Source organism: Gordonia sp. VNK21 (genome assembly GCF_046098115.1).
GTDB lineage: Bacteria > Actinomycetota > Actinomycetes > Mycobacteriales > Mycobacteriaceae > Gordonia.
In genome coordinates, this window is the sequence record NZ_JBJURU010000005.1 from 173,660 (window position 1) to 200,355 (window position 26,696).

24 protein-coding genes are annotated in these 26,696 nt (G+C 70.0%); 8 read left to right on the forward strand and 16 right to left on the reverse strand.

Annotation, left to right across the window (positions count from 1 at the left end):
• Positions 1-48: 48 nt before the first annotated feature.
• Positions 49-915 (reverse strand): universal stress protein, encoded by an 867-nt coding sequence (locus tag ACJMNC_RS07690; RefSeq protein ID WP_408947353.1) that lies wholly within the window; start codon positions 913-915, stop codon positions 49-51.
• 122 nt (positions 916-1,037) lie between these two features.
• Entirely contained in the window at positions 1,038-2,144 is a 1,107-nt protein-coding gene (locus ACJMNC_RS07695; RefSeq protein ID WP_408947354.1) for a tellurite resistance/C4-dicarboxylate transporter family protein, read from the reverse strand.
• 234 nt (positions 2,145-2,378) lie between these two features.
• Here ACJMNC_RS07695 and ACJMNC_RS07700 point away from each other — a divergent pair, with 234 nt between their 5' ends.
• The 7 genes from ACJMNC_RS07700 (at position 2,379) to ACJMNC_RS07730 (ending at position 12,014) form a co-directional block, all read left to right on the forward strand.
• Positions 2,379-3,209: a DUF2127 domain-containing protein gene (locus ACJMNC_RS07700; RefSeq protein WP_408947355.1), complete on the forward strand. Its 831-nt coding sequence runs from the start codon at positions 2,379-2,381 to the stop codon at positions 3,207-3,209.
• Positions 3,210-3,491: 282 nt separating this feature from the next.
• On the forward strand, positions 3,492-7,217 hold the full coding sequence (locus tag ACJMNC_RS07705) for a nitrate reductase subunit alpha (protein WP_408947356.1): 3,726 nt from the start codon (positions 3,492-3,494) through the stop codon (positions 7,215-7,217).
• Positions 7,217-8,875, forward strand: a complete 1,659-nt coding sequence (gene narH / locus ACJMNC_RS07710) for a nitrate reductase subunit beta (RefSeq protein WP_408947357.1) — start codon at positions 7,217-7,219, stop codon at positions 8,873-8,875. The genes ACJMNC_RS07705 and narH overlap by 1 nt, the downstream gene beginning before the upstream one ends.
• Complete coding sequence (narJ, locus tag ACJMNC_RS07715) at positions 8,875-9,615, forward strand: nitrate reductase molybdenum cofactor assembly chaperone (RefSeq protein ID WP_408947358.1); 741 nt, start codon at positions 8,875-8,877, stop codon at positions 9,613-9,615. Before narH ends, narJ begins: the two co-directional genes overlap by 1 nt.
• Before the next feature lie 6 nt (positions 9,616-9,621).
• Positions 9,622-10,368 carry a respiratory nitrate reductase subunit gamma gene (gene narI / locus ACJMNC_RS07720; protein ID WP_408947359.1) on the forward strand — a complete coding sequence of 249 codons (747 nt, stop codon included), beginning with the start codon at positions 9,622-9,624 and terminating at the stop codon, positions 10,366-10,368.
• Positions 10,365-11,600 carry a nitrate/nitrite transporter gene (locus ACJMNC_RS07725; RefSeq protein ID WP_408947360.1) on the forward strand — a complete coding sequence of 412 codons (1,236 nt, stop codon included), beginning with the start codon at positions 10,365-10,367 and terminating at the stop codon, positions 11,598-11,600. The genes narI and ACJMNC_RS07725 overlap by 4 nt, the downstream gene beginning before the upstream one ends.
• An 81-nt stretch (positions 11,601-11,681) precedes the next feature.
• Complete coding sequence (locus ACJMNC_RS07730) at positions 11,682-12,014, forward strand: cupin (protein ID WP_408947361.1); 333 nt, start codon at positions 11,682-11,684, stop codon at positions 12,012-12,014.
• Positions 12,015-12,091: 77 nt separating this feature from the next.
• Here ACJMNC_RS07730 and ACJMNC_RS07735 read toward each other — a convergent pair whose 3' ends face one another.
• The 12 genes from ACJMNC_RS07735 to ACJMNC_RS07790 form a co-directional block, all read right to left on the reverse strand.
• On the reverse strand, positions 12,092-12,988 hold the full coding sequence (locus ACJMNC_RS07735) for a type IV toxin-antitoxin system AbiEi family antitoxin domain-containing protein (RefSeq protein WP_408947362.1): 897 nt from the start codon (positions 12,986-12,988) through the stop codon (positions 12,092-12,094).
• Between the two features lie 142 nt (positions 12,989-13,130).
• Positions 13,131-13,775 carry a CE1759 family FMN reductase gene (locus ACJMNC_RS07740; RefSeq protein ID WP_408947363.1) on the reverse strand — a complete coding sequence of 215 codons (645 nt, stop codon included), beginning with the start codon at positions 13,773-13,775 and terminating at the stop codon, positions 13,131-13,133.
• Positions 13,772-14,902: an LLM class flavin-dependent oxidoreductase gene (locus tag ACJMNC_RS07745; RefSeq protein WP_408947364.1), complete on the reverse strand. Its 1,131-nt coding sequence runs from the start codon at positions 14,900-14,902 to the stop codon at positions 13,772-13,774. The genes ACJMNC_RS07740 and ACJMNC_RS07745 overlap by 4 nt, the downstream gene beginning before the upstream one ends.
• Positions 14,903-15,359: 457 nt before the next feature.
• Positions 15,360-17,057 (reverse strand): purine-cytosine permease family protein, encoded by a 1,698-nt coding sequence (locus ACJMNC_RS07750; protein ID WP_408947365.1) that lies wholly within the window; start codon positions 17,055-17,057, stop codon positions 15,360-15,362.
• A gap of 112 nt (positions 17,058-17,169) precedes the next feature.
• Entirely contained in the window at positions 17,170-18,141 is a 972-nt protein-coding gene (locus tag ACJMNC_RS07755; protein ID WP_408947366.1) for a HoxN/HupN/NixA family nickel/cobalt transporter, read from the reverse strand.
• Entirely contained in the window at positions 18,138-18,854 is a 717-nt protein-coding gene (locus ACJMNC_RS07760; RefSeq protein ID WP_408947367.1) for an urease accessory protein UreD, read from the reverse strand. Before ACJMNC_RS07760 ends, ACJMNC_RS07755 begins: the two co-directional genes overlap by 4 nt.
• Positions 18,854-19,615, reverse strand: coding sequence for an urease accessory protein UreG (ureG, locus tag ACJMNC_RS07765; protein ID WP_408947368.1), 762 nt, complete (start codon positions 19,613-19,615; stop codon positions 18,854-18,856). The genes ACJMNC_RS07760 and ureG overlap by 1 nt, the downstream gene beginning before the upstream one ends.
• A complete protein-coding gene (locus tag ACJMNC_RS07770) occupies positions 19,608-20,384 on the reverse strand; it encodes an urease accessory protein UreF (protein ID WP_408947369.1) in 777 nt (258 codons plus the stop codon). The genes ureG and ACJMNC_RS07770 overlap by 8 nt, the downstream gene beginning before the upstream one ends.
• A 20-nt stretch (positions 20,385-20,404) precedes the next feature.
• Positions 20,405-22,111 (reverse strand): urease subunit alpha, encoded by a 1,707-nt coding sequence (locus ACJMNC_RS07775; protein WP_408947370.1) that lies wholly within the window; start codon positions 22,109-22,111, stop codon positions 20,405-20,407.
• The gene (gene ureB, locus ACJMNC_RS07780; RefSeq protein WP_408947371.1) at positions 22,111-22,461 is read right to left on the reverse strand and encodes an urease subunit beta; all 351 of its coding nucleotides are present in this window, start codon (positions 22,459-22,461) and stop codon (positions 22,111-22,113) included. The genes ACJMNC_RS07775 and ureB overlap by 1 nt, the downstream gene beginning before the upstream one ends.
• A gap of 11 nt (positions 22,462-22,472) precedes the next feature.
• Positions 22,473-22,775, reverse strand: coding sequence for an urease subunit gamma (locus ACJMNC_RS07785; protein WP_408947372.1), 303 nt, complete (start codon positions 22,773-22,775; stop codon positions 22,473-22,475).
• Positions 22,776-23,063: 288 nt separating this feature from the next.
• Positions 23,064-24,491 (reverse strand): PLP-dependent aminotransferase family protein, encoded by a 1,428-nt coding sequence (locus ACJMNC_RS07790; protein ID WP_408947373.1) that lies wholly within the window; start codon positions 24,489-24,491, stop codon positions 23,064-23,066.
• A gap of 106 nt (positions 24,492-24,597) precedes the next feature.
• Here ACJMNC_RS07790 and ACJMNC_RS07795 point away from each other — a divergent pair, with 106 nt between their 5' ends.
• Complete coding sequence (locus ACJMNC_RS07795; protein WP_408947374.1) at positions 24,598-25,836, forward strand: aminotransferase class I/II-fold pyridoxal phosphate-dependent enzyme; 1,239 nt, start codon at positions 24,598-24,600, stop codon at positions 25,834-25,836.
• A gap of 80 nt (positions 25,837-25,916) precedes the next feature.
• On the opposite strand, the gene ACJMNC_RS07800 is transcribed toward ACJMNC_RS07795, so the two are convergent.
• Together ACJMNC_RS07800 and rplE are read right to left on the reverse strand one after the other, a co-directional pair.
• On the reverse strand, positions 25,917-26,102 hold the full coding sequence (locus ACJMNC_RS07800; RefSeq protein WP_007319192.1) for a type Z 30S ribosomal protein S14: 186 nt from the start codon (positions 26,100-26,102) through the stop codon (positions 25,917-25,919).
• A 16-nt stretch (positions 26,103-26,118) separates the two neighbouring features.
• Entirely contained in the window at positions 26,119-26,694 is a 576-nt protein-coding gene (gene rplE / locus ACJMNC_RS07805; RefSeq protein WP_408947375.1) for a 50S ribosomal protein L5, read from the reverse strand.
• Between the last annotated feature and the right edge of the window lie 2 nt (positions 26,695-26,696).

Below are 26,696 nucleotides of genomic sequence, written 5' to 3' on the forward strand. Positions count from 1 at the left end.
GGCGCCGCGGGCGTCCCACGGCGCCGAACACGGCCTCAGCGCCGGACGTCAGTCGCGGACGATCATCACCGCGCAGTCGGCGCCGTGCAGCACCGACCGGCTGGTCGAGCCGAGCAGCGCACCGCTGAGCTCGCCGCGGCCGCGGCTGCCCACCACCACCAGCTGGGCCTCGCGCGCCGCACCCAGGATCTCGCCTGCGGCGCCGCCGGTGCCGACCACGGTCTCCACCGGCACATCGGGGTTGTCGGCCTGCCCGCCCGCCAGCTGCGAGCCGAGCGATTCGCGGGCCTCGTCGACCACGCGCTGCTCCCAGTCCTCGCCGTGCTCACGGAACGAGAACCGCGGGTGCGCGTCGTAGGTGTGCACGGCCACCAGCGGCACCCCGAGCAGGGCGGCCGCGCTGAAGGCGGCGGCGATCGCCGCGGTGGAGACCGGCGAACCGTCCACACCCACCACCACCGGACCGTCGGTGCGGGCGCCTTCCGGGACGACGACGAGCGGGCACGCCGAGTTGGCGGCCAGGTCCGAGCTCACCGAACCGAGGACCAGACCCTCCACACCGCCGAGTCCGCGCCGGCCCACCACCAGCAGGTGGGCGCGCTGGGACACCTCGCGCAGCACGTGCGCGGGCCGGCCGCTGAGCACCTCGCCGGACTCCTCCACCTCCGGTGCCACCTCCCGCACCAGGTCGCGGGCGATCTGCAGGGCGCCCTCGGCGAAGGCACGGGAGGCGTCGGTGTAGGCCTGGGCGAGCGCGATCGCCGAACCGTATTGCAGGGGTTCGGGTTCGACGACGGAGACCACCTGCAGCGCGCGGTTCTCCCGGGCGGCGGCCGACGCCGCCCACCGGACTCCTTCGAGCGCCAGATTCGATCCGTCCACCGCCACCACGATCGGTGCGTTCAGCGTCGACACAGCCCATCAACTCCCTTGAGGTCGGATTCCGGTCCGCCCTGCTGATCGCGGCCGGTGATCGCTTCCACCGTACTGGTGAACCGCACCGATACGCGCCGTGACCCGGCTGCTCGTGCGCGGGGTCACGGCGCCGCCGCGGGCCCGGCCGCCGGCGCGGCGGCCACCGGCTCCGCCGACGCCCAGCGGGCGAAGGCCACCAGCATGGCCAGGGCGACGACGGCCCACACCGCCAGCGCCACCCAGCTCTCCGCCAGACCCACGTCCACCAGCCATCCGGTGCCGCGGATGTGGCCGAGCTGCCGGGTGGACTCGCCGTACATGCCGATGGGGAACACCATGGCCCACAACGCGGTCCGGTAGCGGCGGATCCCGCCGGGCCGCATCGTCTGCCAGACGGTCAGCAGGATCAGCATCGGCACCAGCCAGGTCCCGAACGACCAGACGGCCATCGCCACCGCGCCGACGACGGCCTCCGACATCACCGCCTGTTCGGTTCCGGTGGCCAGGACCTCCGCGGCTGCCAGCACCGAGATGGCCCCGGAACCCATGAACACCCAGTACGGCGACACCTCGTCGTCCGGCTGCAGCGGTATCAGCAGCAGCCGAGCGCCGACCAGTACCGCGACGATCACCAGCTGCAGGATGCCGATGCCCCAGCAGATCGTGGCGAAGGTGGCCATCCCGGCGTTCCCGGTCTCATGCGCGTAGGCGCCCGAGGAGACCGCGATCGACTGGGTGGCGACCACCCACAGGAACCAGGTGCCGTCCACCCGCTGAAGGCCCGGCGTCTCGCCGCGCGTGAGGCCCAGCAGGATTCCGGGGATCACGGTGTACTCGAGCAGCACCCAGGAGACGGTCGAGACGATGATCAGGGCCAGCGCCCACGCCGTCTGCCCCATCGCCGCCAGCCGGGCCGCGAGCACCCCGCCGGCCGCGGTGAACGCCAGCGTCCCGAAGCGCCGGGTCCGGGTCTGCTCGAGCAGCGCCCGCGGCCCGGTGCCCGCCAGTACGCCGACCACCAGCCCGGCATAGCCGGCGACGGCCAGCCAGAACAGGATCAGCGAGAGCTGATCGGCACCGGTGTTGTGCATCGCGGTCGAGACGATCCCGGTGGCCATCACATAGGTGAACTGGTCCGGCCGCGCGCCGGTCAGCCCCGCCCACCAGCGCCGCAGCCCGGTGGCACCGCTCTCGGCGCCGGGCGCCCCCTTCGCGTGCGTCGTGACCATCGTCGCTCCCCTCCGCGCGCCACCCCTGGCGTCCGCCCACAGCCTAAGCGTCCGGCACCCGCCGCCGGGCCCGGTCGGCCGACCGGTCCGTGCCGGCTTTCCGCCGATCGCAACAACCGGCCCACACCGATCGGCGGCGGCCCGCAGCGGCAAGGGGCGACGGCCGCCCATGCGGTCTGTGCCACGGCCGGTGCGCCGCGCGCCGGACCGGGTGGGCCCGCGTACGTTGACCGCATGAGCTGGGACTGGGAGCTGATCGGGTGCGCGGTCGGCGGGCATGCCACGTACCGGCCGACGGAGGCGGCCCTGGCCGGACTGCTGCGCGTGGAGACCGCGGCGGGCACCGGCTGGCGGTGCCTGCGCTGCGGCTCGTTCGTTCCGGGCGAACCGTCCGGCCACGGCCCGGCCGATCAGGCCCCGGCGGTGGCGCGCGGGGTGATGCTGCGGGATCTGGTGATCCAGCGGCTGCTGGCCCTCGACCGGCTGATCCATTTCCTCGTCCTGCTCACGGCCGGAATCGTGGTGATCGGGCTGCGCCACAGTCAGGATGCGCTGCGCGACGACGTCACCCGCGAGATGCCGCTGCTCGAGCCGATCGCCGGACAGTTCGGCTGGCACCTCGACGACTCCCCGACGGTGCGGCTGATCGAGTCCTCGTTCCGGCTGTCGCCGACGGCCATCACCCTGATCGGCACGGCCCTGATCGCCCTGGGCGTCCTCGAGCTCGTCGAGGCCGTCGGACTGTGGCTGCTGCGCCGCTGGGGCGAGTACTTCTCGGCCGTGGTCACGGGCGTCTTCATCCCGGTGGAGATCTACGAGCTGACCGAGCGCGTCTCCGTCCTCAAGGTCCTGGTACTGGCGATCAATGTGGCGGCGGTGCTCTGGCTGGTCTGGCGCAAACGGCTGTTCGGCGTCCGCGGAGGCGCCGCCGCGTACCGGGCCGAGCACAGCGCGCAGGATCTGCTGTCCGTCGAACGCGCCGCCGTCCTGCCCGCCACACCACCGGCGGACGTGGGCGCCAGGGCCGCACCTCCCGGGGAAACAGGGCCTAAATACCCTGTCTGACCTGCAGTTTCAGCAGTGTGTCGAGAACCACGAAAATCGTGATACCGAGGCCCGGATCGCACTCCGGGAACCCGGCCAGGAGAGACCGACGGCACCGCCCGGCGCCCCGCGCACGGTCCATACCTGCGCCGACGCACCGGGCGACGGACAGGGTGAACCGCACGCAAACACCTCACAGCAATAAACAGGCAATTGTGAGTATCAGATTCCACCGGGAAGCGTCACCTGAAGTCCGTTTAAACGAGCCTTCCTGCTCACAATTAAGTCCTACGCTTCGTAGTTATGAGCGACTCGTCCGGAGTTCAGGGTCAGGCGGCACAGGCACTTCTCGACGTAGGGCGGTTCTTCACCCGATGGGATGAGACCGACGACGCCCGCGCCGTGTTCCGGGAGGGCGGTCGCGCCGGCGACGTCTTCTACCGTGACCGCTGGAGCCACGACAAGATCGTCCGCTCCACGCACGGCGTCAACTGCACCGGCTCCTGCTCGTGGAAGGTCTACGTCAAGGACGGGATCATCACCTGGGAGACCCAGGAGACCGACTACCCGTCGGTGGGTCCGGACCGCCCCGAATACGAGCCGCGCGGCTGCCCGCGCGGCGCCGCCTTCTCCTGGTACACCTACTCCCCGACCCGCGTCCGCTTCCCCTACGCCCGCGGCGTGCTGGTGGAGATGTTCCGCGAAGCCAAGGCCCGCCTCGGCGGCGACCCGGTGCTCGCCTGGGCCGACATCGTCGGCGACCCGCTGCGGCGACGCTCCTACCAGCAGGCCCGCGGCAAAGGCGGCCTGGTGCGGGTGGACTGGTCCGAGGCCGTCGAGATCGCCGCCGCCGCGCACGTGCACACCATCAAGACCTACGGCCCGGACCGCTGCGCCGGGTTCTCCCCGATCCCGGCCATGTCGATGGTCAGCCACTGCGTCGGCACCCGCTTCATCCAGCTCATCGGCGGCGTGATGACCTCCTTCTACGACTGGTACGCCGACCTCCCGGTGGCCAGCCCGCAGGTCTTCGGCGACCAGACCGACGTCCCCGAATCCGGCGACTGGTGGGACGCGAGCTACCTGATGATGTGGGGCTCCAACGTCCCGGTCACCCGCACCCCGGACGCCCACTGGATGGCCGAGGTCCGCTACCGCGGCACCAAGGTGGTCACCGTCTCCCCCGACTACGCCGACAACACCAAGTTCGCCGACGAATGGCTGCCCGCCCAGGCCGGCACCGACGCCGCCCTGGCGATGGCCATGGGTCACGTCATCCTCAAGGAGTTCTTCGTCGACCGGGACACCCCGTTCTTCACCGACTTCACCACCAAGTACACCGATCTGCCGTTCCTGATCCACCTCGACCGGCAGGACACCCCCGACGGCCCCACCCTGGTGCCCGGCAAGTTCATGACCGCCGACGAACTCGGCTCACCCGGCGACGACGCCGCCGACGAGGACCTGTGGAAGACCGTCCTGATCGACTCGGCCACCGGCGACCCCGTCGTCCCGACCGGCTCGCTCGGCTTCCGCTACGCCGCCTCCGGAGAGGGCAAGTGGAACCTGGACCTGCAGGGCGTCACCCCGCTGCTGAGCCTCTACGGCACCGACGGCGCCGACGGCGTGCAGGTGAGCTTCCCGGTCTTCGACGCACCCGACGGCAGCGGCGAGGTGATCCACCGCGGCGTCCCCGCCCGCGAGGTCAACGGCCGGCTGGTCACCACCGTCTTCGATCTCATGCTGGCGCAGTACGGCGTGGGCCGCGACGGCCTGCCCGGCACCTGGGCCGGCGGCTACGACGACGTCACCAGCCCCAACACCCCCGCCTGGCAGGAGGAGATCACCTCCGTGCCGGCCGAGGCCGCCATCCGCATCGCCCGCGAATTCGCCCGCAACGCCATCGACTCCGGCGGCCGTTCGATGATCATCATGGGCGCCGGCATCTGCCAGTGGTTCCACGGCGACGCCACCTACCGGGCGAGTCTGTCGCTGCTGCTGCTCACCGGCTGCATGGGCCGCAACGGCGGCGGCTGGGCGCACTACGTCGGCCAGGAGAAGTGCCGGCCGATCACCGGCTGGATCTCGCTGGCCAACGCCCTGGACTGGACGCGCCCGCCGCGCACCATGCCGGGCACCTCGTACTGGTACATGCACACCGACCAGTGGCGCAACGACGGTTACTCCACATCGGCGCTGGCCAGCCCGCTCTCCCGCGGCACTCTCGACGGCAAGCACACCGCCGATGCCATCGCCCAGTCCGCGGCGCTGGGCTGGATGCCGTTCTATCCGCAGTTCTCCACCAACCCGCTCGACGTCGCCGACCAGGCGAAGGCCGCCGTCGACGCCGGAACCGCCGAGACCCCGGCCGCCTATGTGGCCCAGCAGCTGTGCGACGGCGGGCTCACCCCGGCGATCGCCGACGTGGACGCCCCGGAGAACTGGCCGCGCACCCTGGTGCTGTGGCGCTCGAACCTGCTCGGCTCCTCGGCCAAGGGCGACGAGTACTTCCTGCGCCATCTGCTGGGCACCCACCACAACGTGCTCGGCACCGAGAATCCGAACACCCCGCGCCCGAAGGACGTGCGCTGGCATGAGCAGGCCCCCGAGGGCAAGCTCGACCTGATGCTGTCGGCGGACTTCCGGATGACGTCGACCACCATGCTCAGCGACATCGTGCTGCCCGCGGCCACCTGGTACGAGAAGCACGACCTGTCGTCGACCGACATGCACCCGTTCGTGCACGCCTTCTCGCCGGCCATCGACCCGCCGTGGGAGGCCAAGAGCGACTTCGAACTCTTCCACCTGCTCGCCCAGGAACTGTCCAAGCAGGCCCGCACCCACCTGGGCACCCGGCGCGACCTGGTGAGCGTGCCCATGCAGCACGACACTCCGGGCGAGACCGCCCAGCCGCACGGCCGGGTGGTGGACTGGCGCGAGAGCGGCACCCCGGGGGTGCCCGGCAAGAACATGCCGGCCTTCACCGTCGTCGAACGCGACTACACCGCGATCGGCGACAAGCTCGCCAGCGTGGGACCGCTGGCCGACAAGCTCGGGCTGGGCGTGAAGAACGTGGTCTTCGACATCGAATCGCAGATCCCCAAACTGGCCGCCGCCAACGGGGTGATGCTCGGCGGCGCAGGCGACGGCCGGCCGGCGATCGACACCGACAGCAAACTGGCCGAGGCGATCCTGCTGTTCTCCGGCACCACCAACGGCGCACTGGCCGTCGACGGTTTCGAAAAGCTCGAGAAGCGGGTCGGCAAGCCACTGGCCGACTATGCGGCCGGTGCCGAGGAGAAGCGCATCACCTTCGCCGACACCCAGCGGCAACCGGTGCCGGTGATCACCTCGCCGGAGTGGTCGGGGTCGGAGACCGGCGGCCGGCGGTACGCCCCGTTCACCGTGAACATCGAACGGGACAAGCCCTTCCACACCCTCACCGGCCGGCTGCACTTCTATCTCGACCACGACTGGATGATCGACATCGGCGAATCGCTGCCGCTGTACCGGCCGCCGCTGGACATGCACAAGCTCTTCGGCGAACCCAAGCTCGGTCCGCACGGCGATCAGCAGATCACGGTCCGCTTCCTGACCCCGCACAACAAGTGGTCGATCCACTCCGAGTACCAGGACAACCTGTTCATGCTCTCGCTCTCCCGCGGCGGGCCGACGGCCTGGCTGTCGCAGGAGGATGCGGCCGCGATCGACGTGCACGACAACGACTGGGTCGAGTGCGTCAACGCCAACGGCGTCTTCGTCTGCCGTGCGGTGGTCAGCCACCGGATCCCGGCCGGCGTCACCTACGTCTATCACGCGCAGGAGCGCACCATCGACGTGCCGAAGTCCGAGGCCACCGGCCGGCGCGGCGGCATCCACAATTCGGCGACCCGGCTGCTGGTCAAACCCAGCCACCTGATCGGGGGCTACGCACAGCTCTCGTACGCCTTCAACTATCTCGGGCCCACCGGGAATCAGCGGGACATCGTCTCGACCATCCGCAAGCGCAGCCAGGAGGTGACCTACTGATGCGAGTCATGGCGCAGGTCGGGATGGTGATGAATCTCGACAAATGCATCGGTTGCCACACCTGTTCGGTGACCTGTAAACAGGCCTGGACCAACCGGGCCGGCACCGAATACGTGTGGTTCAACAATGTGGAGACGCGGCCCGGTCAGGGCTATCCGCGCCGCTACGAGGATCAGGAGAAGTTCAAGGGCGGCTGGCATCTGAACCGGAAGGGCCGGCTGCGGCTGCGCACCGGCGGCCGGCTGCAGAAGCTCTTCACCATCTTCGCCAGCCCCGTCCAGCCCACCCTCGACGACTACTACGAGCCGTGGACCTACGACTACGAGATGCTGATCAACGCTCCGCTCGGCGACGACTTCCCGGTCGCCAAGCCCAAGTCGCTGATCACCGGCGAGGACACCAAGATCACCTGGTCGGCCAACTGGGACGACAACCTCGGCGGCGCCCCCGAGCACGGGGACCTCGATCCGATCGTCAAGAAGCTGCGCGACGAGGCGTCCGAGCAGATCAAGTTCTCCTTCGAGCAGACCTTCATGTTCTATCTGCCGCGCATCTGCGAGCACTGCCTCAACCCGTCGTGCATGGCCTCGTGCCCGTCCGGGGCGATCTACAAGCGGGCCGAGGACGGGATCGTGCTGGTCGACCAGGACCGGTGCCGCGGCTGGCGCCAGTGCATCACCGGCTGCCCGTACAAGAAGATCTACTTCAATCACCGCTCCGGCAAGGCCGAGAAGTGCACGTTCTGTTACCCGCGCATCGAGGTCGGTCAGCCCACCGTCTGCTCGGAGACCTGTGTGGGGCGCCTGCGCTATCTGGGGATCTTCCTCTACGACGCCGACCGGGTCACGCAGGCCGCGTCGACGCCCGACGAGAAGGACCTGTACGAGGCGCAGCTGGATCTGATGCTCGACCCGACCGACCCGGAGGTGATCCGGGCGGCCCGGGATCAGGGCATCCCCGACGACTGGATGGACGCGGCACGACGCTCCCCGGTGTACGCGCTGGCCAAGACCTACCGGGTGGCGCTGCCCCTGCATCCGGAGTACCGCACCATGCCGATGGTCTGGTACGTGCCGCCGCTGTCCCCGATCGTCGACCTGCTCTCCGAGCAGGGCCACGACGGCGAATCGCAGGAGAACCTCTTCGGGGCCATCGACACCCTGCGCATCCCGGTCGGCTACCTGGCCGAGCTGTTCACCGCCGGCGACACCGAGAAGGTGACCGCGGTGCTCAAGAAGCTCGCCGCCATGCGCGCCTACATGCGCGACGTGACGCTGGGCCGGGAACCGAATCCGCTCATCCCCGCCTCGGTGGGGATGGACGAGAACACCATCTACCAGATGTACCGGCTGATGGCGATCGCCAAATACGAGGAGCGGTACGTCATCCCCACCGCGCACCTCGAGCAGGCGCACGCTCTGGAGGAGACGGCCTGCCCGCTGGACTACGACGACGGTCCGGGCATGTACGAGTCGGGTCCGTTCGGGGAGGCCAGCGGCCGTCCCGAGCCGGTCTCGGTGGAGACCTTCCACGCCCTGAAGAACCGGCAGACCAGCGACACCCCGGCCGGCGAGAGCACGCTGCGGGGCCGCACCAATCTGCTCAACTGGGACGGCAACGGCACTCCCGCCGGGCTCTTCCCGGAGAAGAGCCGGTGATGCGCACTCCCTTCTCCACGCGCCGGCGGCACACCACCGCACCGGCGCTGCGCGATCACCGCGTCGCCCACCTGGTGGCCTCGCTGGCCCTGGGATACCCGGACGACGAACTGCTCGCCCGGCTGCCGTCGATGGCCGCCGCCCTGGCCGAGCAGCCGCCCGGCGACGAGGCCGCCGCGGCGCTGACCCGGTTGGTGGACTGGCTCGGGCGGACCGACCCGGAGCAGTTGCGCCGCGACTACGTCGACGTCTTCGACCTGTCCCGGCGGCACACCCTGTATCTGAGCTTCTGGTCCGAGGGCGACACCCGCCATCGCGGCACGGTGCTCACCGAGTTCAAGCAGGTCTACCGGGAGTCGGGGTTTCTGGTCGACACCCACGGCGAGCTGCCCGACTACCTGCCGATGGTCCTCGAGTTCGCCGCCCGCGTCGACCCGGTGCGCGGCGCGCAGCTCCTGCAGGACAACCGGCCGGCCATCGAACTGATCCGGCTGGCGCTGCTCGAGAAGGACAGCGGCTACGCCGACGCGCTGGTCGGGGTGTGCCACACCCTGCCCGGACCGTCGCCGGCGGACAAGGCCGCGGTCCGCGCGCTACGCGAGGCCACCACCCCGATCGAGCTGGTGGGCCTGCAACCGTACGACCCGCGCCTGCTGCCGCTGTCGGTGGACGGGCAGCCGGGCCGGCCCCCGACCCTTCCGGACGCCTTCGGCGCCGGACCCGACACCGGACCGAGGTGAGCAGCGATGGACATCTTCCTGTGGGGCGTCCTGCCCTACATCGCACTGCTGATGGTGATCGGCGGGACCATCTGGCGCTACCGCTACGACAAGTTCGGCTGGACGACCCGCTCGTCTGAGCTGTACGAATCCCGGCTGCTGCGCATCGGTTCCCCGCTCTTCCACTACGGGATCCTGATGGTGATCGCCGGCCATGCGATCGGCCTGGTGATCCCCGAGTCGTGGACCAGCGCGGTGGGCCTGTCGGAGACCGGCTATCACTGGATCGCCGCCGTCGGCGGGGTCATCGCCGCGGCCGCGACGCTGGCCGGCGTGGCCATCCTGATCTACCGCCGCCGCGCCACCGGCCCGGTGTTCATGGCGACCACCCGCAACGACAAGCTGATGTACCTGGTGCTGGTCTCGGCGCTGGTCGCCGGCACCTACATCACCGTCGTCGGCATGATCGATCCGCACGGTGAGGGCGTGAACTACCGGGAGACCGTCTCCCCGTGGTTCCGGTCGATCTTCGCCTTCCAGCCGGACATCGACGCGATGGCCGCGGCTCCGCTGCGCTTCCACGTCCACGTGGTGATCGGCATGTGCCTGTTCATCCTGGTGCCGTTCACCCGGCTGGTGCACATCTTCACCGCCCCGCTGCACTACCTGTTCCGCCCGTACATCGTCTACCGCAGCCGCGACGCCCTCCCCGCGCCCGGAAACCAGCCCTCCCGCCGCGGCTGGGCACCCGTCGGAGTGAAGGACCGATCATGACCACCACAGCGCCGACGAGTACCGAAGTCTTCCCCCGGGAAGGACAGACCCGGAATCTGGTGCTGGCCACCCTGGCCTTCGCGATCAGTTTCTGGGCCTGGAACATGATCGCCCCGCTGGGCGTGCAGTACGCCAAGGACATGGACCTGTCGTCGACCAACAAGTCGATCCTGGTGGCGGTGCCGATCCTGGTCGGCTCGCTGGGCCGGATCGTGGCCGGGGTGCTCACCCCGCGCTTCGGCGGCCGGGTGATGTTCACCGCGCTGCTGCTGATCTCGGCGCCGTTCGTGATCCTGGTGGCCGTCGCCGGCGACCTCGGCTCCTACCCCCTGCTGCTGGTGATGGGCTTCTTCCTGGGCATCGCCGGCACCACCTTCGCCGTCGGCATCCCGTTCCTGAACACCTGGTACGAGCCGTCCCGGCGCGGGCTGGCGACCGGCATCTTCGGCGCCGGCATGGGCGGCACCGCCCTGTCGGCGTTCTTCACCCCTCGCTTCGTCGACTGGTTCGGCTACTTCCCCACCCACCTGATCATCGCCATCGCCCTGGTCGCGGTGGCCCTGGTGTGCTGGGCGTTCATGCGCGACGCCCCCGGTTTCACCCCGAACACCGAGCCACCGCTGCCCAAACTGGCCGACGCCCTCAAACTGCCGATCACCTGGCAGATGTCGTTCCTCTACGCGGCGGCCTTCGGCGGTTTCGTGGCCTTCTCCACCTATCTGCCGACGTACCTGAACGACGTCTACGACATGCACAACCTGTCCGACGCGGGGGCGCGCACCGCCGGGTTCGCGATCGCCGCGGTGATCGCCCGGCCGGTCGGCGGCGCCCTCTCGGACCGGTTCGGCGCCCGGCTGATCACGGCGATCTCCTGTGGCGGCGCCGCGGTCCTGGCGGTCTGGATGATCTTCAAACCCGAGCTGGATTCGGGGCTCGCCGCGATCGACTTCATCCTGATGGCGATCATGATGGGGCTCGGCTCGGGCTCGGTGTTCACCTGGGTGTCCACCGCTTCCCCGCCCGAGCGGGTCGGTGCGGTCACCGGCCTGGTGGGTGCGGCCGGCGGTCTCGGCGGCTTCTTCCCACCGATGCTGATGGGCGCCACCTACGACGCGCAGGCGCACTCGTACACGATCGGGCTGTCGCTGCTGGTGGCGTTCGCCGCCGTCGCCTGCCTGTTCACCGTCTTCGGCATTCCGCGAAAGGAGTCGGAGACGGCCACCGGAAAGTAGCGTCCGAGGGGTGCGCTACCGCCCGCGCCGGCCATCCCGGCCCCGACCGATGCACTCGTCCTCGATGAAAGGTCACAGCCCGTGAGCACCTCCCTGTCCACCCTGGTTCCCGAACTGCTCGACGAGGCGCGCGCCCATTCGTCGGGCCGGGCCGCGCGCACCGTCCGCGGCCACACCGAGCATCGGCTGCGGCACACCGTGATCGCGCTGACCTCCGGCAGCGTGCTGGCCGACCACGAGAGCCCGGACGAGGCGACCCTGCTGGTGCTGGCAGGCCGGGTGCGGCTGACCGATGCGACCGGCGGCGGCGACGGCTGGACCGGCTGTGCCGGCGATCTGACCGACATCCCTCCGGTGCGGCACGGACTGACCGCCGAGGAGGACTCGGCGGTCCTGCTCACCGTCCGCCTCTGAACTGCCTCTGACGAACAGGAGTGTCGAATCGACCCGCACATACCGGGTCGATTCGACACTCCTGCCGTTCGCGAAGCTCAGCAGTCGCGCTGGATCGCCTGCGCGGACAGCATCGCGGCCACCTTCTCTGCACAACCGATCGGGTCCTCTTCCAGATCGTGCAGGGTGAAATGCAGGCGGGCCCACCCGGCGGCCTGCAGCGCGTTGTCCTTCTGCCGATCGGACCGGAACGAGTCCAGACTGCTGTGATAGGCCCAGCCGTCGATCTCCACCGCCAGCCGCAGTTCCGGCCAGGCGAAGTCGATGCGCCAGCCGGCGATCGGGAGCTGCTCGACCCAGCCGGTGATGCCTTCGGAGCGCAGCAGCTTCGCGAACAGTCGTTCAGCGTACGACTCGGTGTCACCGGAGGCGATCGCCAACCAGTGCCGCGCTGCCGCGAGTCCCCATCGGCCACTGTTGCGGTCGAGTGCATCGCGCAACTCCTGCAGTGCCACCGCCCTGGTCTGCAGAGTCCGGTCGATCAGCCGGGCGCCGTACTCCATTCCGGCCGCCGCGAGCAGCACGGTCAGCGGCTTTCCCGTCACCGCCAGGCCGCGACAGTCCGCCACATCGGCGGGCAGGAAGCTGCGCCGCACCAGGTCCACGCCGGTGTGGCTCCACCGCTCACCGGTGGTGGCGTGCGGCGCCGAGATCGTCAGCGGTGCCGCCAACTCGGTGACCAGCCCGTGCCACCACGCGGCCGTCGACCGATCGGCGACCCCGCCGTGCGCGAGTACCGCCCCACGTACCAGCGCCGCTTCCGAGAACGGGTGCGTCACACAGCGATAGACGCCGCGGGCCATCACCACCCACTCTCCGCGGCTGACACGCCCGTCGATCTGATGCCGCGACATCCCCAGTGCGAACGCCTCGGTCCGGCCGATGACGCCGTCGTGATCGGCTAGCCAGCGGGCCACCGTCCCGGTATCTCCCATGCCCTGTTGGACGCAACAGCGGGCCACCCGGTTCCACCGACACTCCGGGTACCGGCCGGCGTCACCTGAGGATCGCCGGCAGAGTGTCGAATCGACCCGCCAGGAGCGGGTCGATTCGACAGTCGGCGACAATCGGCGGCGGTCAGGAACCGCCGAGCAACCGGGCGAAGTTCGCGATGCCCGCCGCCTCGGCGGAAGCAGTGCCGTCATGCTCCGGCGGTGACTGCTCCGCGGACGACGGTGCGGTGGCGCCGAGCAACGCCGCGAGCTGGCCGGCGGCCCGGTCGATGCGTTCGGCCAGGGCTGTGGTGTCGCCGGAGGAGGCCGCCCAGTCCTCACTCGCCGCGTACACGCCGGTGGGGACCACCACGGTGCGCAGGTAGCTGAACAGCGGCCGCAGTGCGTGGTCGAGCACCATCGAGTGCCGGGGACTGCCGCCGGTGGCCGCGATCAGCACGGGGGTGGCCGTCATGGCGTCGACGTCCACCAGGTCGAAGAAGGCCTTGAACAGCCCCGAGTAGGAGCCGTTGAACACCGGGGTGGCGGCGATCAGCGCGTCGGCGTTCTGCACACTGCGCACCGCCGGAGCGGCGGCGCCGGTGGCGAATCCGGCCGCCATCGAGGCACCGAGGTCGACGGCCAGGTCGCGCAGGTCGATCACCTGCACCTGTACCTCCCGTCCGTCCAGGGCGGCCACGGTCGCCTCGGCGAGACGGTCGACGAGGAGCCGGGTCGACGACGGCTCGGAGAGTCCGGCGTTGACGGCGACCACGGTCAGTGGTTTCATGCGTGCACCCGCTCTCCGGCGGTACCGGCGTCCGCGGTGGTGCCGGCGGCCGCAGCGGTATCGCGGGCCGCCACCAGCGAGGCGTGAGTGGGGGCGTCGGGCACGCTCTCCGGACGGTTCTCGGCGAAGCCGGCGCGCAGTTCGGGCAGCACGGCTCCGAGCTCGTCGAGCTGTTCGAGGACCGTCTTCAGCGGCAGTCCGGCGTGGTCGACCAGGAAGAGCTGCCGCTGGTAGTCGCCGAAGCTGTCCCGGAACGAGAGGGTGCGGTCGACGAACTCGGCGGGGCTGCCGACGGTCAGCGGAGTCTCCTGGCTGAAGTCCTCGAGGGAGGGTCCGTGTCCGTAGACGGGGGCGTTGTCGAAGTATGGCCGGAACTCGCGGACCGCATCCTGGGAGTTCTTGCGGATGAAGAACTGTCCGCCCAGTCCGACGACGGCCTGTTCGGCGGTGCCGTGACCGTAGTGCTCGTAGCGTTCGCGGTAGAAGCCGATCAGCCGCTGGAAGTGTTCCTTGGGCCAGAAGATGTTGTTCGCGAAGAAGCCGTCTCCGTAGTAGGCGGCCTGTTCGGCGATCTCCGGGCTGCGGATGGAGCCGTGCCACACGAACGGGGCCACGCCGTCGAGCGGGCGCGGGGTGGAGGTGAACGACTGCAGCGGGGTGCGGAAGGTGCCTTCCCAGTTCACCACCTCCTCGGTCCACAGCTGGTGCAGCAGCGCGTAGTTCTCGATGGCCAGCGGGATGCCCTGGCGGATGTCCTTGCCGAACCACGGGTACACCGGTCCGGTGTTGCCGCGGCCGAGCATCAGGTCCACCCGGCCGTCGGCCAGGTGCTGCAGCATGGCGAAGTCCTCGGCGATCTTCACCGGATCGTTGGTGGTGATCAAGGTGGTGGCCGTGGACAGCTGGAGCCGCTGGGTCTGCGCGGCGATGTAGGCCAGGGTGGTGGTCGGCGACGAGGAGAAGAACGGCGGATTGTGGTGCTCGCCGAGCGCGAAGACGTCCAGGCCGATGTCCTCGGCCTTCTTCGCGATCGCGACGATGTCCTTGATCCGCTGGTGTTCGGTCGGCGTCACCCCGGTGGTGGGGTCGGTGGTGATGTCGCTGACGCTGAAGAGTCCGATCTGCATGTCTGCCTCCCGAGGCTGGGCGCTGCTCTGTCACTCAGCATAACCGGACCTTAGTCCGGTTAATTCCCGGGGGCGTCGCCGCGAACACGGCGACGCGCCGTCAGCGAGCGGCGGTACTGCGCGCCTGCTCTACGGTCACTTCCCGGAGGCACCCCCGCCCGTCCTGCTTGGCCCGGTACAGGGCCTCGTCGGCGCGACGGGCCGCCGACCCCGGTACAGGGCCTCGTCGGCGCGACGGGCCGCCGACGCATAGTTCTCTCCCTCGACCAGGGTCATCCCCGCCGACACCGAGGGCCGCACCGGGGCGGCGTGCGGCGCCGAGATCGTCAGCGGTGCCGCCAACTTAGTGACCAACCCGTGCCACCACGCGGAGGATCGCCGGCAGAGTGTCGAATCGACCCGCCATGAGCGGGTCGATTCGACACTCTGCAGGAGACGATGAGACGTCCCGCGACGGTCAGCGCACCGGCGGATCAGCGGGCAGCACGTGCTCGCCGGTCTTGTCGCAGGCCAGTGCCAGCGACGAGATGTACTGCTTCTCCCCGTCCGGCCCCGGCAGCGCCGAGGCGATCATGTCCGGACGCTCGAACTCGGTCTGGGTGACGCAGCACCAGAGCTTCGCATCCGACGGATTGCCGTTCTCGTCGTACATCGGCAGATCGATACCGTCATCGCTGCGCCGCAGGTAGTACTTGCCGCGGGTGGCGATCGCCAGGATCGGCGGCAGCACGATCGCCAATCCGAGGGCCACCAGCGGCGAGTACGGCTGCACCGCATCGCCGAAGACGTGGAAGTACACCAGGATCGAGGCGGTCGCCGAGACGATCACCGAGACGAAGCCGACCGGATTGACTGCATAGAGCATGCCGCGCCGGAACTCCGGGTGCTTGGGCGAGATCCCCAGCAGATACTTGTTGACCACGATGTCGGTGGCCACCACCGCGATCCAGGCGATACCGCAGTTGGCGTAGAAGTTCAGCAGGTTGTTCAGGAAGCTGAACATGTCGCTGAGCATCAGAGCCAGCGCGATCCCCACGTTGAGCACCACGAACACCAGCCGACCCGGGTAGGTGCGGGTCACCCGGGTGAAGCTGTTGGTCCAGGCGAGCGAGCCCGAGTAGGCGTTGGTCACGTTGATCTTGATCTGACTGATCACCACCAGGATCACGGCCAGCGTCAGCGCCAGCCAGTGCGGCAGGAAGTCCTGGTAGATCTCGACGAACTGGTGCACCGGCTGATTGGCGATGCCGACATTGTCGATGGTCGCCGAGATCAGGTAGACGGCCAGGAACAGGCCGATGATCTGCTTGATCGCACCGAAGAGCACCCAGCCCGGGCCGGCGGTGAGCACCGCGGTCCACCACTTGCGGCTGTTCTCCTCGGTCTTGGGCGGCATGAAGCGCAGGTAGTCGATCTGCTCGGCGATCTGCGCGATCAACGCCAGACAGACACCGGCCGAGAGCATCGCCCCGGCGAAGCTGACGCCCTTGTTCAGGTGCTCGCCGGTCTCGGGGTCGATACCGCCGAATCCCATGAAGGTGTCGAAGGCTCCGGGATGCTGGATGAGCAGATACGCGAACGGCAGCACCATCATCACCAGCCACAGCGGGGTGGTCCACACCTGCAGCTTGGACAGCGCCTTCATCCCGTAGATCACCAGCGGGATCACCACCAGCGACGACAGCAGATAGCCGGCCCACATCGGTATGTGCAGGCCCAGGTTCAGACCCTGCGCCATGATCGCACCCTCGGTGGCGAAGAAGATGAAGGTGAACGACGCGAAGATCACGTTGGTGACGATCGATCCGTAGTAACCGAAGCCGGAGCCGCGGGTGATCAGATCCAGGTCGATGTTGTAGCGGGCAGCGTAGTAGGCCAGCGGATAGCCGGTCACCACGATCACCACCGCGAAGAACAGAATGCCCCACAGGGCGCTGCCGGTGCCGTTCGCGATGCCCACATTCGCGCCGATCGCGAAGTCGGCGAGGTAGGCGATGCCGCCGAGCGCGGACACCGCGACCACCCCCGGGCCCCACTTGCGGTAGCTGCGCGGCGCGAACCGCAGCGTGTAGTCCTCGAGCGTCTCCTTGAGCGCCTCGCGCTCTGCGGGATCGGAAACCGAGCGTCCACCCGGTTTGATCAACTGGTCGGTCATACGTCTCCTCCACGTCGGTATCGCACGGGCGTGCCGAGTGAGACGCTATGGCCGTCGTGTAAGCCGTGGCCTACCCGAATGTTTCGGTGAGGATGCCCAGCGCCGCGGAATGTTAAGTGAGCCGCCGAACCCGGACAAAGACGACGGCCCACAGGCACAGCAGAACGACGGTGAGACCGATTCCGGCGGTCTCCAGATCGATCCCGGCCACCCAGCCCACCGGCCCGCCCAAGCCGAGTCGCTCGGCACCCACCCCGGCCAGCTGCACCCCGGCGATCGCCAGCGCCGCCGCCGCCGAGATCAGCGTCATGGTCAGCCGGTAGTTGCTGCCGCCCGGCCAGCCGTATGCCCGGCGCATCACCGCCCCCTGCGCGGTGTCGAGCAGCGACATGCCGGCCGCGAACAGCAGCGGCAGCGCCAGCACCGCCCACCACGGCGCCGACGACACCGCAGCACCGCCGGCCAGCGCCAACAGCCCGATCTCGGTGGCGGTGTCGAAGCCAAGCCCGAACGCCAAGCCCACCCCGAACATCCGCGACGGCCGGTCGATCACCTGCTCCATCCGCCCCACCAGCCGCCACACCGGACCGCCCGCGGGCGCGTCCGCACCGCCGCGCAGCGACCACGCATTGACTCCGGCGATCACCAGCAGGAACAGTGCGGACACCACAGGACCCCACACCCCGGTCACCGTATGCAGCGCCGACGAGTCGTCGTCGAGGGTCCGCCCGATCGCGCTCAGTCCGGCTATCAGCAGGACGCACAACCCCATCACGACGCTCGAGTGCCCCAGCGAGAACCACAGCCCGACGGTCGTCGACGGCCGGCCGCGGCGCAGCAGCCGCCGGGTGGTGTTGTCGATCGCGGCGATGTGGTCGGCATCGAAGGCGTGCCGCATGCCCAGCGCATAGGCCCCGAGCCCCACCGCGACCGCACTCAAGCCACCGCCGCCGGAGCCGTAGGCCACCCCGGACGGCAGCACCACCGCCAGCAGCACTCCGAAGCCGGCCACATGCAGCACCGCGATCACCCCGGCGGCCACCCGCCAGTCCGACAGCCGGGACTCACCCGTCGTGACGGTCATCGGTCAGACTCCTTCAACACCTCGGCGCGCCAGGCGCCGAACAACTCCGGGATCGGACTCTGATGGGTCTGCCCGCCGAGATGCCGGGCCAGCGCTCCCGGCTGTTCCAGGGCGAAGGCACCGTCACCGGCGCTCGGCCGCAGCCCGGCCAGCACCATCGTGTCGATCACCCGATGGCCGCCGGCGATTCCCGGCACCGGCCGGTCCCCACACAGCTCCAGCGATTCGACCAGCACCGGCGCACTCTCGGTGCGGTAGCTGCTCGCGGTCACCACCCGCCCGCCTGCCTCCCCCGTCCGGCCCAGCACGGTGGTCTCCCGGATCAGTGCGATCGCCCTGTCGGCCAGCTCGACGGTCAACTCGCGCCGGGTGTCGGCGCCGTCGGCCACCACCAGTTCCAGGCCCAGCCACAGCACGACGGCACCACGTCCGAGCCTGATGTGCACGGTGACCGACGACGCCGCACCGTCCGCGCCGTAGGCGACGGTGCCGGCCACCTCGGTCAACTCGAGCAGGCAGCCGTCGCCGACGTCCACCTCCAGCACCAGATGGTCGCCGCCGAGCAGCAGCGCGCCACCGGCCACGAGCGCCACCTGCGCGCGGTCCCGGGTCCGGGAGATCAGCCGCGGCACCAGCACCGGCCCGGCCCCGCACGACAGTTCCACCCGGGCCCGGACGGGGTCGCCGCGCACCGCGATCCGGGTATCGGCCATCAGTGGGCGTGCGGGTGTTCCGGTGCCACCGGGGCGTGGCTGTGCACGTAGCCGCCCTCGGGATGCCCCTCATCGGCGTGGAAGTGCGGCGCCATCGGCCCCGGATCCAGCGGCACGTGCTCACCCGACCGATGTTCGGAGAGCACCCCGAGCACCCAATCCCGCAGCCGGGCAACCGAATCCGGATCGGTGCGCGAGAGTGCCAGCACCGGGCCCGAGTCGCGGGCCGCCGTCGCATCGGCCACCATCTGCGGCACGTCGACGCCCACATACGGGGCCAGGTCGGTCTTGTTGACCACCAGCAGATCCGCGCGTGCGATACCCGGTCCGCCCTTACGCGCCACATCGCCGCCGCCGGCCACGTCCAGGACGAAGATCTGCGCGTCCACCAGCGCCGGCGAGAAGGTGGCGGTGAGGTTGTCACCGCCGGATTCGATCAGCACCAGATCCAGCGGTGCGAAGTCGCTCTCCAGATCCTCCACGGCCAGCAGATTCGCGGTCACGTCGTCGCGGATGGCGGTGTGCGGGCAGGCCCCGGTCTCCACGGCCCGGATGCGCTCGGGATCGAGCACCCCCGCCGACTTGAGGAAGCGCGCATCCTCGTCGGTGTAGATGTCGTTGGTGATCACCCCGATACGCAGATCGTCGGCCAGCGTCCGGCAGACGGTGGCGATGAGCGACGACTTGCCGGTTCCCACCGGGCCGGCGACGCCGAGCCGCAGGGAACGGGTGTCGGGTGTGGTCGATGCGGTCTCAGGCACGGAACAACCTCCGGTCTCGTGTGGTGTGAGCCTGTGCCCACTCCTCGGTCTGCGGTGCGCCGGACGCGGGGATCGCGACCGGGTCGGTCAGTGCGGCGAGCTCACCGAGCAGCGGCTCGGACGCCGCGCAGGCATCCAGAATCCATCCAGTCGCCTCCGCCGGATCGCCGGGTTCGAGTTTCAGCAGCGCCGCGGCGGCACCGGCCGCCTCGTCGTAGATCACCAGTCTCGCCAGATCCGTTGCCGGCAAGCCGGATTCGGCGGCGATCGCGCCGAGGATCAGCGGGCGGTAGGGCCGGTCCAGCCGACCGGCGTCAGCCAGATGGGGCGACGACGGCCACAGCGAGCGGCCCAGCCGGAGGTAGCCGCGGCCGAGCTCCGCCGATGCGTCCCGCTGCGCCGGCGCCGGGGTGCGGGCCGCCCACTCCGCCGCCACCTGCGCCAGCGCCCCCGAGCCGCTGACCAGCACATGCCGGGCCACGACGGCCGCGCCCGCCTCGACCCGGGACGCGGTGACCGCCCGGCCGATCATCAGCTCACGCACCCGGCCCGGTGCCAGGCCGCCGAGGACGGCCGGCTCCACCCCAGCCGAATGCGCGTGGCCACCCGTCGGCAGCCGTGCGTCGGCGAGCAGCATGGCGGTGAACTCCGCCCCGCTCACGACGTTTCCGGCGGCGGGCACATTCGCCCCGCTCACTACGTTCCCGGCGGCGGCCACATTCGCCCCGCTCACTACGCTCCCGGCGGCGGCCACATTCGCCCCGCTCACTACGCTCCCGGCGGCGGGCATCAGAACAGCGAGTACAGCTGCGCCAGCGGCAGCCGCTCCGCCGGGGCCGGGACCACCGGCCGGCCGTCGATGGCGATCTCGAAGGTGTCCGGCCGGATGTCGATGGCCGGCATCGCGTCGTTGAGCTTCATGTCCTTCTTCCCCACCTCCCGCGTCGAGGCGAGCGGCATCAGCCTGCGGCGCAACCGCAGCCGCTCGGCCAGTCCCGCATCCAGGGCGGCCGGCGAGACGAAGGTGACCGCATGGTCGGCGCCGTTGACATCACCGAACGACGGCCGCTGCAGGATCGGCTGCGGGGTGGGGATGGACGCATTCGCATCGCCGAGCGAGGCCCAGGCGATCGCCCCGCCCTTGATCACCAGTGCCGGACGCACCCCGAAGAACTTCGGATCCCAGAGCGTCAGATCGGCGAGCTTGCCCGGTTCGACGGAGCCGATCTCGCGGTCCAGTCCGTGCGCGATGGCCGGGTTGACGGTGTACTTGGCCACATACCGTCGGGCGCGCAGATTGTCTGCCGGGCCGGTGTCGCCGTCGAGTACTCCCCGGCGCGCCTTCATCACATGCGCCACCTGCCAGGTGCGGGTGATCACCTCCCCGATCCGGCCCATCGCCTGGGCGTCCGACGAGGTGATCGAGAGGGCGCCCAGATCGTGCAGGATGTCCTCGGCCGCAATGGTCGTCGCCCGGATCCGCGACTCGGCGAAGGCCAGGTCCTCGGGCACCGCCGGGTTCAGGTGATGGCACACCATCAGCATGTCCAGGTGTTCGGCGACGGTGTTGGCCGTATGCGGCAGCGTCGGATTGGTCGAGCCGGGCAGCACATGCGGCAGGGCGGCGATCGACAGGATGTCCGGTGCATGCCCGCCGCCCGCACCCTCGACGTGGAAGGCGTGGATGCTGCGGCCCTTCATCGCCGCGACCGTCGAATCGACGAAGCCGGCCTCGTTGAGCGAGTCCGAGTGCAGCGCCACCTGCAGCCCCCAGTCCTGCGCGGCGGTGAGCGCGGCATCGATCGCCGCAGGCGTCGATCCCCAATCCTCGTGGACTTTGAGTCCGCCGGCCCCGGCCAGCGCCTGTTCGGCGAGCGCCTCGGCGGAGACGGTGTTGCCCTTGCCCAGCAGCACCACGTTCAGTGGGAGCGGATCGAGAGCGCGATGCATCTGCGCCAGATGCCAGGCGCCCGGCGTGACGGTGGTGGCCTTGGACCCCTCCGACGGTCCGGTGCCGCCGCCGATCACGGTGGTGATGCCGGTGGCCAGCGCCTCGTGGCACTGCGACGGCGAGAGCAGATGCACATGCGAGTCGATGCCGCCCGCGGTGAGGATCCGTCCCTCCCCGGCGATGACGTCCGTCGACGGCCCGATCTGCAGATCCGGATGAACGCCGTCGGCGATGTCCGGGTTCCCGGAGCGGCCCAGGGCGACGATCCGCCCGTCCCGGAGGCCGACGTCGGCGCGGACCACACCCCACCAGTCCAGGACGATCACATTGGTGATGACGGTGTCCGGGGCGCCCTGCGCGCGAGTCGTCGTCGACTGGTTCATCGATTCGCGGATCGATTTGCCGCCGCCGAACACGGACTCCTCACCGCCGACGGTGTGGTCGCGTTCGATCTCGATCCATAGATCGGTGTCGCCGAGCCGGATCTGATCCCCGACGGTGGGGCCGTAGAGGGCGGCGTAGCGTTCCCGGTCGATCTCCACCATCAGTGTTCCTGCCCCGGAAACGTCGTGCCGGTCTTGTCCCGCTGGATACCGGGCACCCGCCTCCGGCCGCGCAGGGCGACGGCGGCGACGGAGCGGGAGGCGCCGGGCTCGAACCGCTGCGAGGTGCCGGCCGGGACGTCGAGCCTGAATCCGGCGGCGGCCGCGCGGTCGAAGTCCAGCGCGCCGTTGGCGTCGGGCAGGTGCACGTGCGAACCGATCTGCACGGGCCGGTCACCAGTGTTGACGATGACGAACTCGCGCCGCTCGGCGTCGCTGCGGTCGGCGTTGAGTTCGACGGTGCCCGGGCGCACCCGGATGGCACCTGGCCCAGAACTGCTGGTCGCGGACATCACGGTTCTCCTCAGTCGACCGGGTGATGCAGGGTGACGAGCTTGCGCCCGTCCGGGAAGGTGGCCTCGATCTGAACGTCGGCCAGCATCTCCGGCACCCCGTCCATCACCTCGTCGCGGGTCAGCACGCTGCGGCCCCGCTCCATCAGTTCGGTCACCGGCAGGCCGTCGCGGGCGCGTTCGATCACCCAGGTGGAGAGCAGTGCGACCGTTTCCGGATAGTTGAGCAGCACCCCGCGCGAGTGCCGGTCGCGGGCGACCATGCCGGCCACCGCCAGCAACAACTTCTCAGACTCTGCGGGGGTGATGTGCACTGCCGCTCTCCTCTACTCCACTCGGCCGTCGGTTGCTGGGGACGATCCTGCCACCGCGCGCCTGTCGTTTCCGCCGGACGAGCGCCGCGCGAACGGGTACGCCGAGGTCGCCGCCCGCCCGGTTACCAGAACGTCACAGAGCAGAAACGTCGCAGAAACAGTGCAGGTCACGACCGTTTCATCGAGGCTCGGCACCGGGAGCGGGCCGGGATCACGGCCCGTAGGGTCGGCCAACCGCATGCGGTGACCGAGTTGAGTATCAGCCCGCGCGCGGAGCCGTCCGAGCGGTCAGCGGCCATCGTCGAGCACCTTGCGCAGCGCGACGCCGAAGGCCGCCGCATCCCGCCCGGCGAGCCGCGAATAGCTCAGCACCAGACCGGGCAGCCGGTAGCGGGCGGACTGACTGTTCAGCGGCCGGGTCCGCCAGCCGGCCTGCTCGAGTTCGGCGGCCACCCGCTCGTCGTCGCGCCCGGGCAGGAGCACGCAGAGATGCAGGCCCGCCTCCACGCCGGTGACCGTCAGTTCGGGGCATTCGCGGGCGAGTGCGGCCACCAGCCGCGAGCGTCGGTCACTGTAGACGCGGGCGGCCCGTGCCAGGTGGCGGTCCATCGCCCCGGATCCGATGAACTCACCGAGGACGTCGGCGGGCAGCGACGACGGTCCGCGCCGATGCACGGCCAGCCACCGGTGCACCTCGCGGCGCAGCGCCGCCGGCGGTAGGCACCAGGCCACCCGCAGGTCCGGGGCGAGTGATTTCGAGGACGTGCCCACATAGGCGACGACACCCTCGGCGCCCGGGAGGGTGGCGAGCGCCGGAAGCGGGGCGACGCCGTAGCGGAACTCCCCGTCGTAATCGTCCTCGATGATCAGCGAGCCGGTGCGCTGCGCCCAGTCGATCAGGGCGGCCCGTCGGTCCACGCTCATCCGGTGCCCGAGCGGGAACTGGTGCGCCGGGGTGGTGAAGACGATCCCGGGTTCGTCGCCCAGGCGGGCGGCGTCGAGTCCATCCGGGTCGACGGGGTGGAAGCGCAGATCCAGTCCCTGATCGCGGGCCATCAGGACGGCGCCGCGGTAGCCGGGGTCCTCGATGTGGAAGGCCACGCCGTGCCGGTCGGCGGCGAAGGCCGCGCAGAGTGCGGCGACGGCCGAGCGCGAGCTGTCGAAGAGCAGCGGGTCGGCGGCCGGGATGCCGCGGTGCCGGCGCAGATGGGTCGACAGTGCCGAGCGCAGCACCGGACTGGGCTCCTCCCACGGGTTGAGCCCGGCCAGCGGCCGGGCGGCGGCCGCGCGGACCGCGCTGCGCCAGGCCCGCCCGTCCACCAGCTCCGCGTCCGGGATGCCGGGCCGCAGGTCACGGCGCGAGCGCCCCTGCCGCGGAGGGAAGGCCGGTGCCGGCGGCGCGGCATCTGCCGGACGGCGGGTGCGTGCCCCGCGGCGCGCGGCCAGGCCCGCGCCGTCGCTGATCCGCGTGCCGGAGCCGTGCACGGCGACGACGAAGCCGGCGGCGGCAAGCTCGTCGAAGGCTCGGACCACGGTGCCGCGGGAGAGTCCGGTCTGACCGGCCAGCGCACGGCTGGACGGGAGCCGGTCGCCGTCGGCGAGACTGCCGTCGGCGATGCGGTCGACGATCGCCGCGGCCAGATCCGCCGCGCCCCGCATGTCCCCGAGGACGAGGGTGCCTGTGCGACGCGGACCTGTCAGACGCGGACCTGTCATGGGGCCGAGTCTAGGACGCCGGTTCCGCCCACCGGCACAAGTGGTCCCGACTGATTGCGGAAGAGTGGACCTTCCTGCGAGTCCACTATCCGGCTGGAATGGGTCCATGACCAGATTCCGACAGGCACATCGACTCCGCAATGTCCGCTACGACGTACGCGGCCCCATCCTGACCGAGGCCGCCCGCCTCGAAGCACAGGGGCACGACGTGCTCCGCCTCAACCTGGGCAATATGCGTCCGTTCGGCCATCAGGCGCGGCCAGAGATCCTCGAGGCGGTCGCCGGCGGTCTGGATGCGGCGCAGGCGTACTCCGACTCGCGCGGCATTCCGCAGGCCCGTGAGGCCCTCGCCGAGCACTACCGCGGCCACGGCATCTCCGGCGCCTCGGCCGAGAGCGTCTTTCTGGGCAACGGGGTCAGCGAGCTGATCACGCTCACTCTGCAGGCACTGGTCGATCCGGGCGACGAGATCCTGGTCCCGGCACCGGATTACCCCACCTGGACCGGTGCGGTACACCTGACCGGAGGCGTGCCCGTGCACTATCTGGCCGACGAGGCGGACGGCTGGAACCCGTCGGTCGAGGACATCGAATCCAAGATCACCCCCGCTACGACGGCGATCGTGCTGATCAATCCGAACAATCCGACGGGTGCGGTCTACAGCGAGGCGACGGTGCGCGGGATCGTCGACGTCGCCCGCCGGCACGGGCTGATCCTGCTGAGTGACGAGATCTACGCCGACCTGGTCTTCGGCGGGGCCCGCCATCACTACGCGGCACGCAGCGCCGGCGACGATGTGCTGTGCCTGACCTTCGGCGGCCTGTCCAAGGCCTACCGGGTCTGCGGCTATCGGGCCGGCTGGGTGTCGGTCACCGGGCCGGTCCAGGACGCAGCCGACCTGCTCGAGGGGCTGACCCTGCTGTCGAACATGCGGGTGTGCCCCAATGCCACCGGGCAGTACGCCATCCCGGCCGCACTGTCGGCGGGCACCCCCGGCTCGCCGCTGGCGGCCGACATCGTCGACCCGGGCGGGCTGCTCGAGGACCGGCTGGCCCGGACCGCGGCCGCACTCGACGCGATCCCCGGCGTGAGCTGTGTGGCGCCGCGCGGCGCGCTGTACTGCTTCCCGCGGGTCGACACCGAGTTGTTCGGCATCGTCAGCGACGAGGAGTTCGTGCTGGATCTGCTGCGCTCGGAGCACATCCTGGTCACTCACGGGACCGGCTTCAACTGGCCCGAGCCCGACCACTTCCGGATCGTCTGCCTGCCTGACGGCGAGGTACTGGACCGAGCCGTGGGATCGATCGCGAACTTCCTGGACCGGCGCCGCCGGCGGTCGGCCTGAGCGCCCGCAGACGACGATCCCCGCCACCCGGGATAGGGCGGCGGGGATCGTCGTCAGTGCGTCAGTACGTGGAAGTCAGCTCACCAGCTGGACTTCTGCACGCCCGGCAGCTCGCCGGCATGCGCCATCTCACGCAGGCACACGCGGCACAGGCCGAACTTGCGGTACACCGAGTGCGGACGGCCGCACTTGTTGCAGCGCGTGTAGGCCCGCACGGCGAACTTGGGCTTCTTGTTGGCCTTGTTGACCAGAGCCTTCTTTGCCATGTCAGTTGTCCCTATCTCAGTTGTTCGCGTCGTTGGACTTGAACGGGAAGCCGAGGGCACGCAGCAGCGCGCGGCCTTCCTCGTCGTTGGTGGCCGACGTGACGACGGTGATGTCCATACCGCGCGGCCGGTCGATCGAGTCGATGTCGATCTCGTGGAACATCGACTGCTCGTTCAGACCGAAGGTGTAGTTGCCGTTGCCGTCGAACTGACGGTCGCTCAGTCCGCGGAAGTCGCGGATACGCGGCAGCGCGATGGACACGAGCCGGTCCAGGAACTCCCACATGCGGTCGCCGCGCAGGGTGGCGCGGGCACCGATGGGCATGCCCTCACGCAGCTTGAACTGCGCGATCGACTTGCGGGCGCGGCGGATCTCCGGCTGCTGGCCGGTGATCAGGGCCAGGTCGGCCACGGCGCCGTTGATCAGCTTGGCGTCGCGGGCGGCGTCGCCCACACCCATGTTCACGACGACCTTCACCACGCCCGGGATCTGCATCACGTTGGCGTAGTTGAACTCGTCGTTCAGCTTGGTCTTGATCTCTTCGCGGTACTTGGTCTTGAGCCGCGGCTGGGTCTTCTCAGAGGTGGTCATGC

Excerpts from the sequence above, each read along its gene's own strand:
- ACJMNC_RS07695 (WP_408947354.1), bottom strand. The coding sequence starts at position 2,144 with ATGGTCACGACGCACGCGAAGGGGGCGCCCGGCGCCGAGAGCGGTGCC.
- ACJMNC_RS07700 (WP_408947355.1), top strand. The coding sequence starts at position 2,379 with ATGAGCTGGGACTGGGAGCTGATCGGGTGCGCGGTCGGCGGGCATGCC.
- ACJMNC_RS07705 (WP_408947356.1), top strand. The coding sequence starts at position 3,492 with ATGAGCGACTCGTCCGGAGTTCAGGGTCAGGCGGCACAGGCACTTCTC.
- narH (WP_408947357.1), top strand. The coding sequence starts at position 7,217 with ATGCGAGTCATGGCGCAGGTCGGGATGGTGATGAATCTCGACAAATGC.
- narJ (WP_408947358.1), top strand. The coding sequence starts at position 8,875 with ATGCGCACTCCCTTCTCCACGCGCCGGCGGCACACCACCGCACCGGCG.
- narI (WP_408947359.1), top strand. The coding sequence starts at position 9,622 with ATGGACATCTTCCTGTGGGGCGTCCTGCCCTACATCGCACTGCTGATG.
- ACJMNC_RS07725 (WP_408947360.1), top strand. The coding sequence starts at position 10,365 with ATGACCACCACAGCGCCGACGAGTACCGAAGTCTTCCCCCGGGAAGGA.
- ACJMNC_RS07735 (WP_408947362.1), bottom strand. The coding sequence starts at position 12,988 with ATGGGAGATACCGGGACGGTGGCCCGCTGGCTAGCCGATCACGACGGC.
- ACJMNC_RS07740 (WP_408947363.1), bottom strand. The coding sequence starts at position 13,775 with ATGAAACCACTGACCGTGGTCGCCGTCAACGCCGGACTCTCCGAGCCG.
- ACJMNC_RS07745 (WP_408947364.1), bottom strand. The coding sequence starts at position 14,902 with ATGCAGATCGGACTCTTCAGCGTCAGCGACATCACCACCGACCCCACC.
- ACJMNC_RS07750 (WP_408947365.1), bottom strand. The coding sequence starts at position 17,057 with ATGACCGACCAGTTGATCAAACCGGGTGGACGCTCGGTTTCCGATCCC.
- ACJMNC_RS07755 (WP_408947366.1), bottom strand. The coding sequence starts at position 18,141 with ATGACCGTCACGACGGGTGAGTCCCGGCTGTCGGACTGGCGGGTGGCC.
- ACJMNC_RS07760 (WP_408947367.1), bottom strand. The coding sequence starts at position 18,854 with ATGGCCGATACCCGGATCGCGGTGCGCGGCGACCCCGTCCGGGCCCGG.
- ACJMNC_RS07775 (WP_408947370.1), bottom strand. The coding sequence starts at position 22,111 with ATGGTGGAGATCGACCGGGAACGCTACGCCGCCCTCTACGGCCCCACC.
- ureB (WP_408947371.1), bottom strand. The coding sequence starts at position 22,461 with ATGTCCGCGACCAGCAGTTCTGGGCCAGGTGCCATCCGGGTGCGCCCG.
- ACJMNC_RS07790 (WP_408947373.1), bottom strand. The coding sequence starts at position 24,491 with ATGACAGGTCCGCGTCTGACAGGTCCGCGTCGCACAGGCACCCTCGTC.
- ACJMNC_RS07795 (WP_408947374.1), top strand. The coding sequence starts at position 24,598 with ATGACCAGATTCCGACAGGCACATCGACTCCGCAATGTCCGCTACGAC.
- ACJMNC_RS07800 (WP_007319192.1), bottom strand. The coding sequence starts at position 26,102 with ATGGCAAAGAAGGCTCTGGTCAACAAGGCCAACAAGAAGCCCAAGTTC.
- rplE (WP_408947375.1), bottom strand. The coding sequence starts at position 26,694 with ATGACCACCTCTGAGAAGACCCAGCCGCGGCTCAAGACCAAGTACCGC.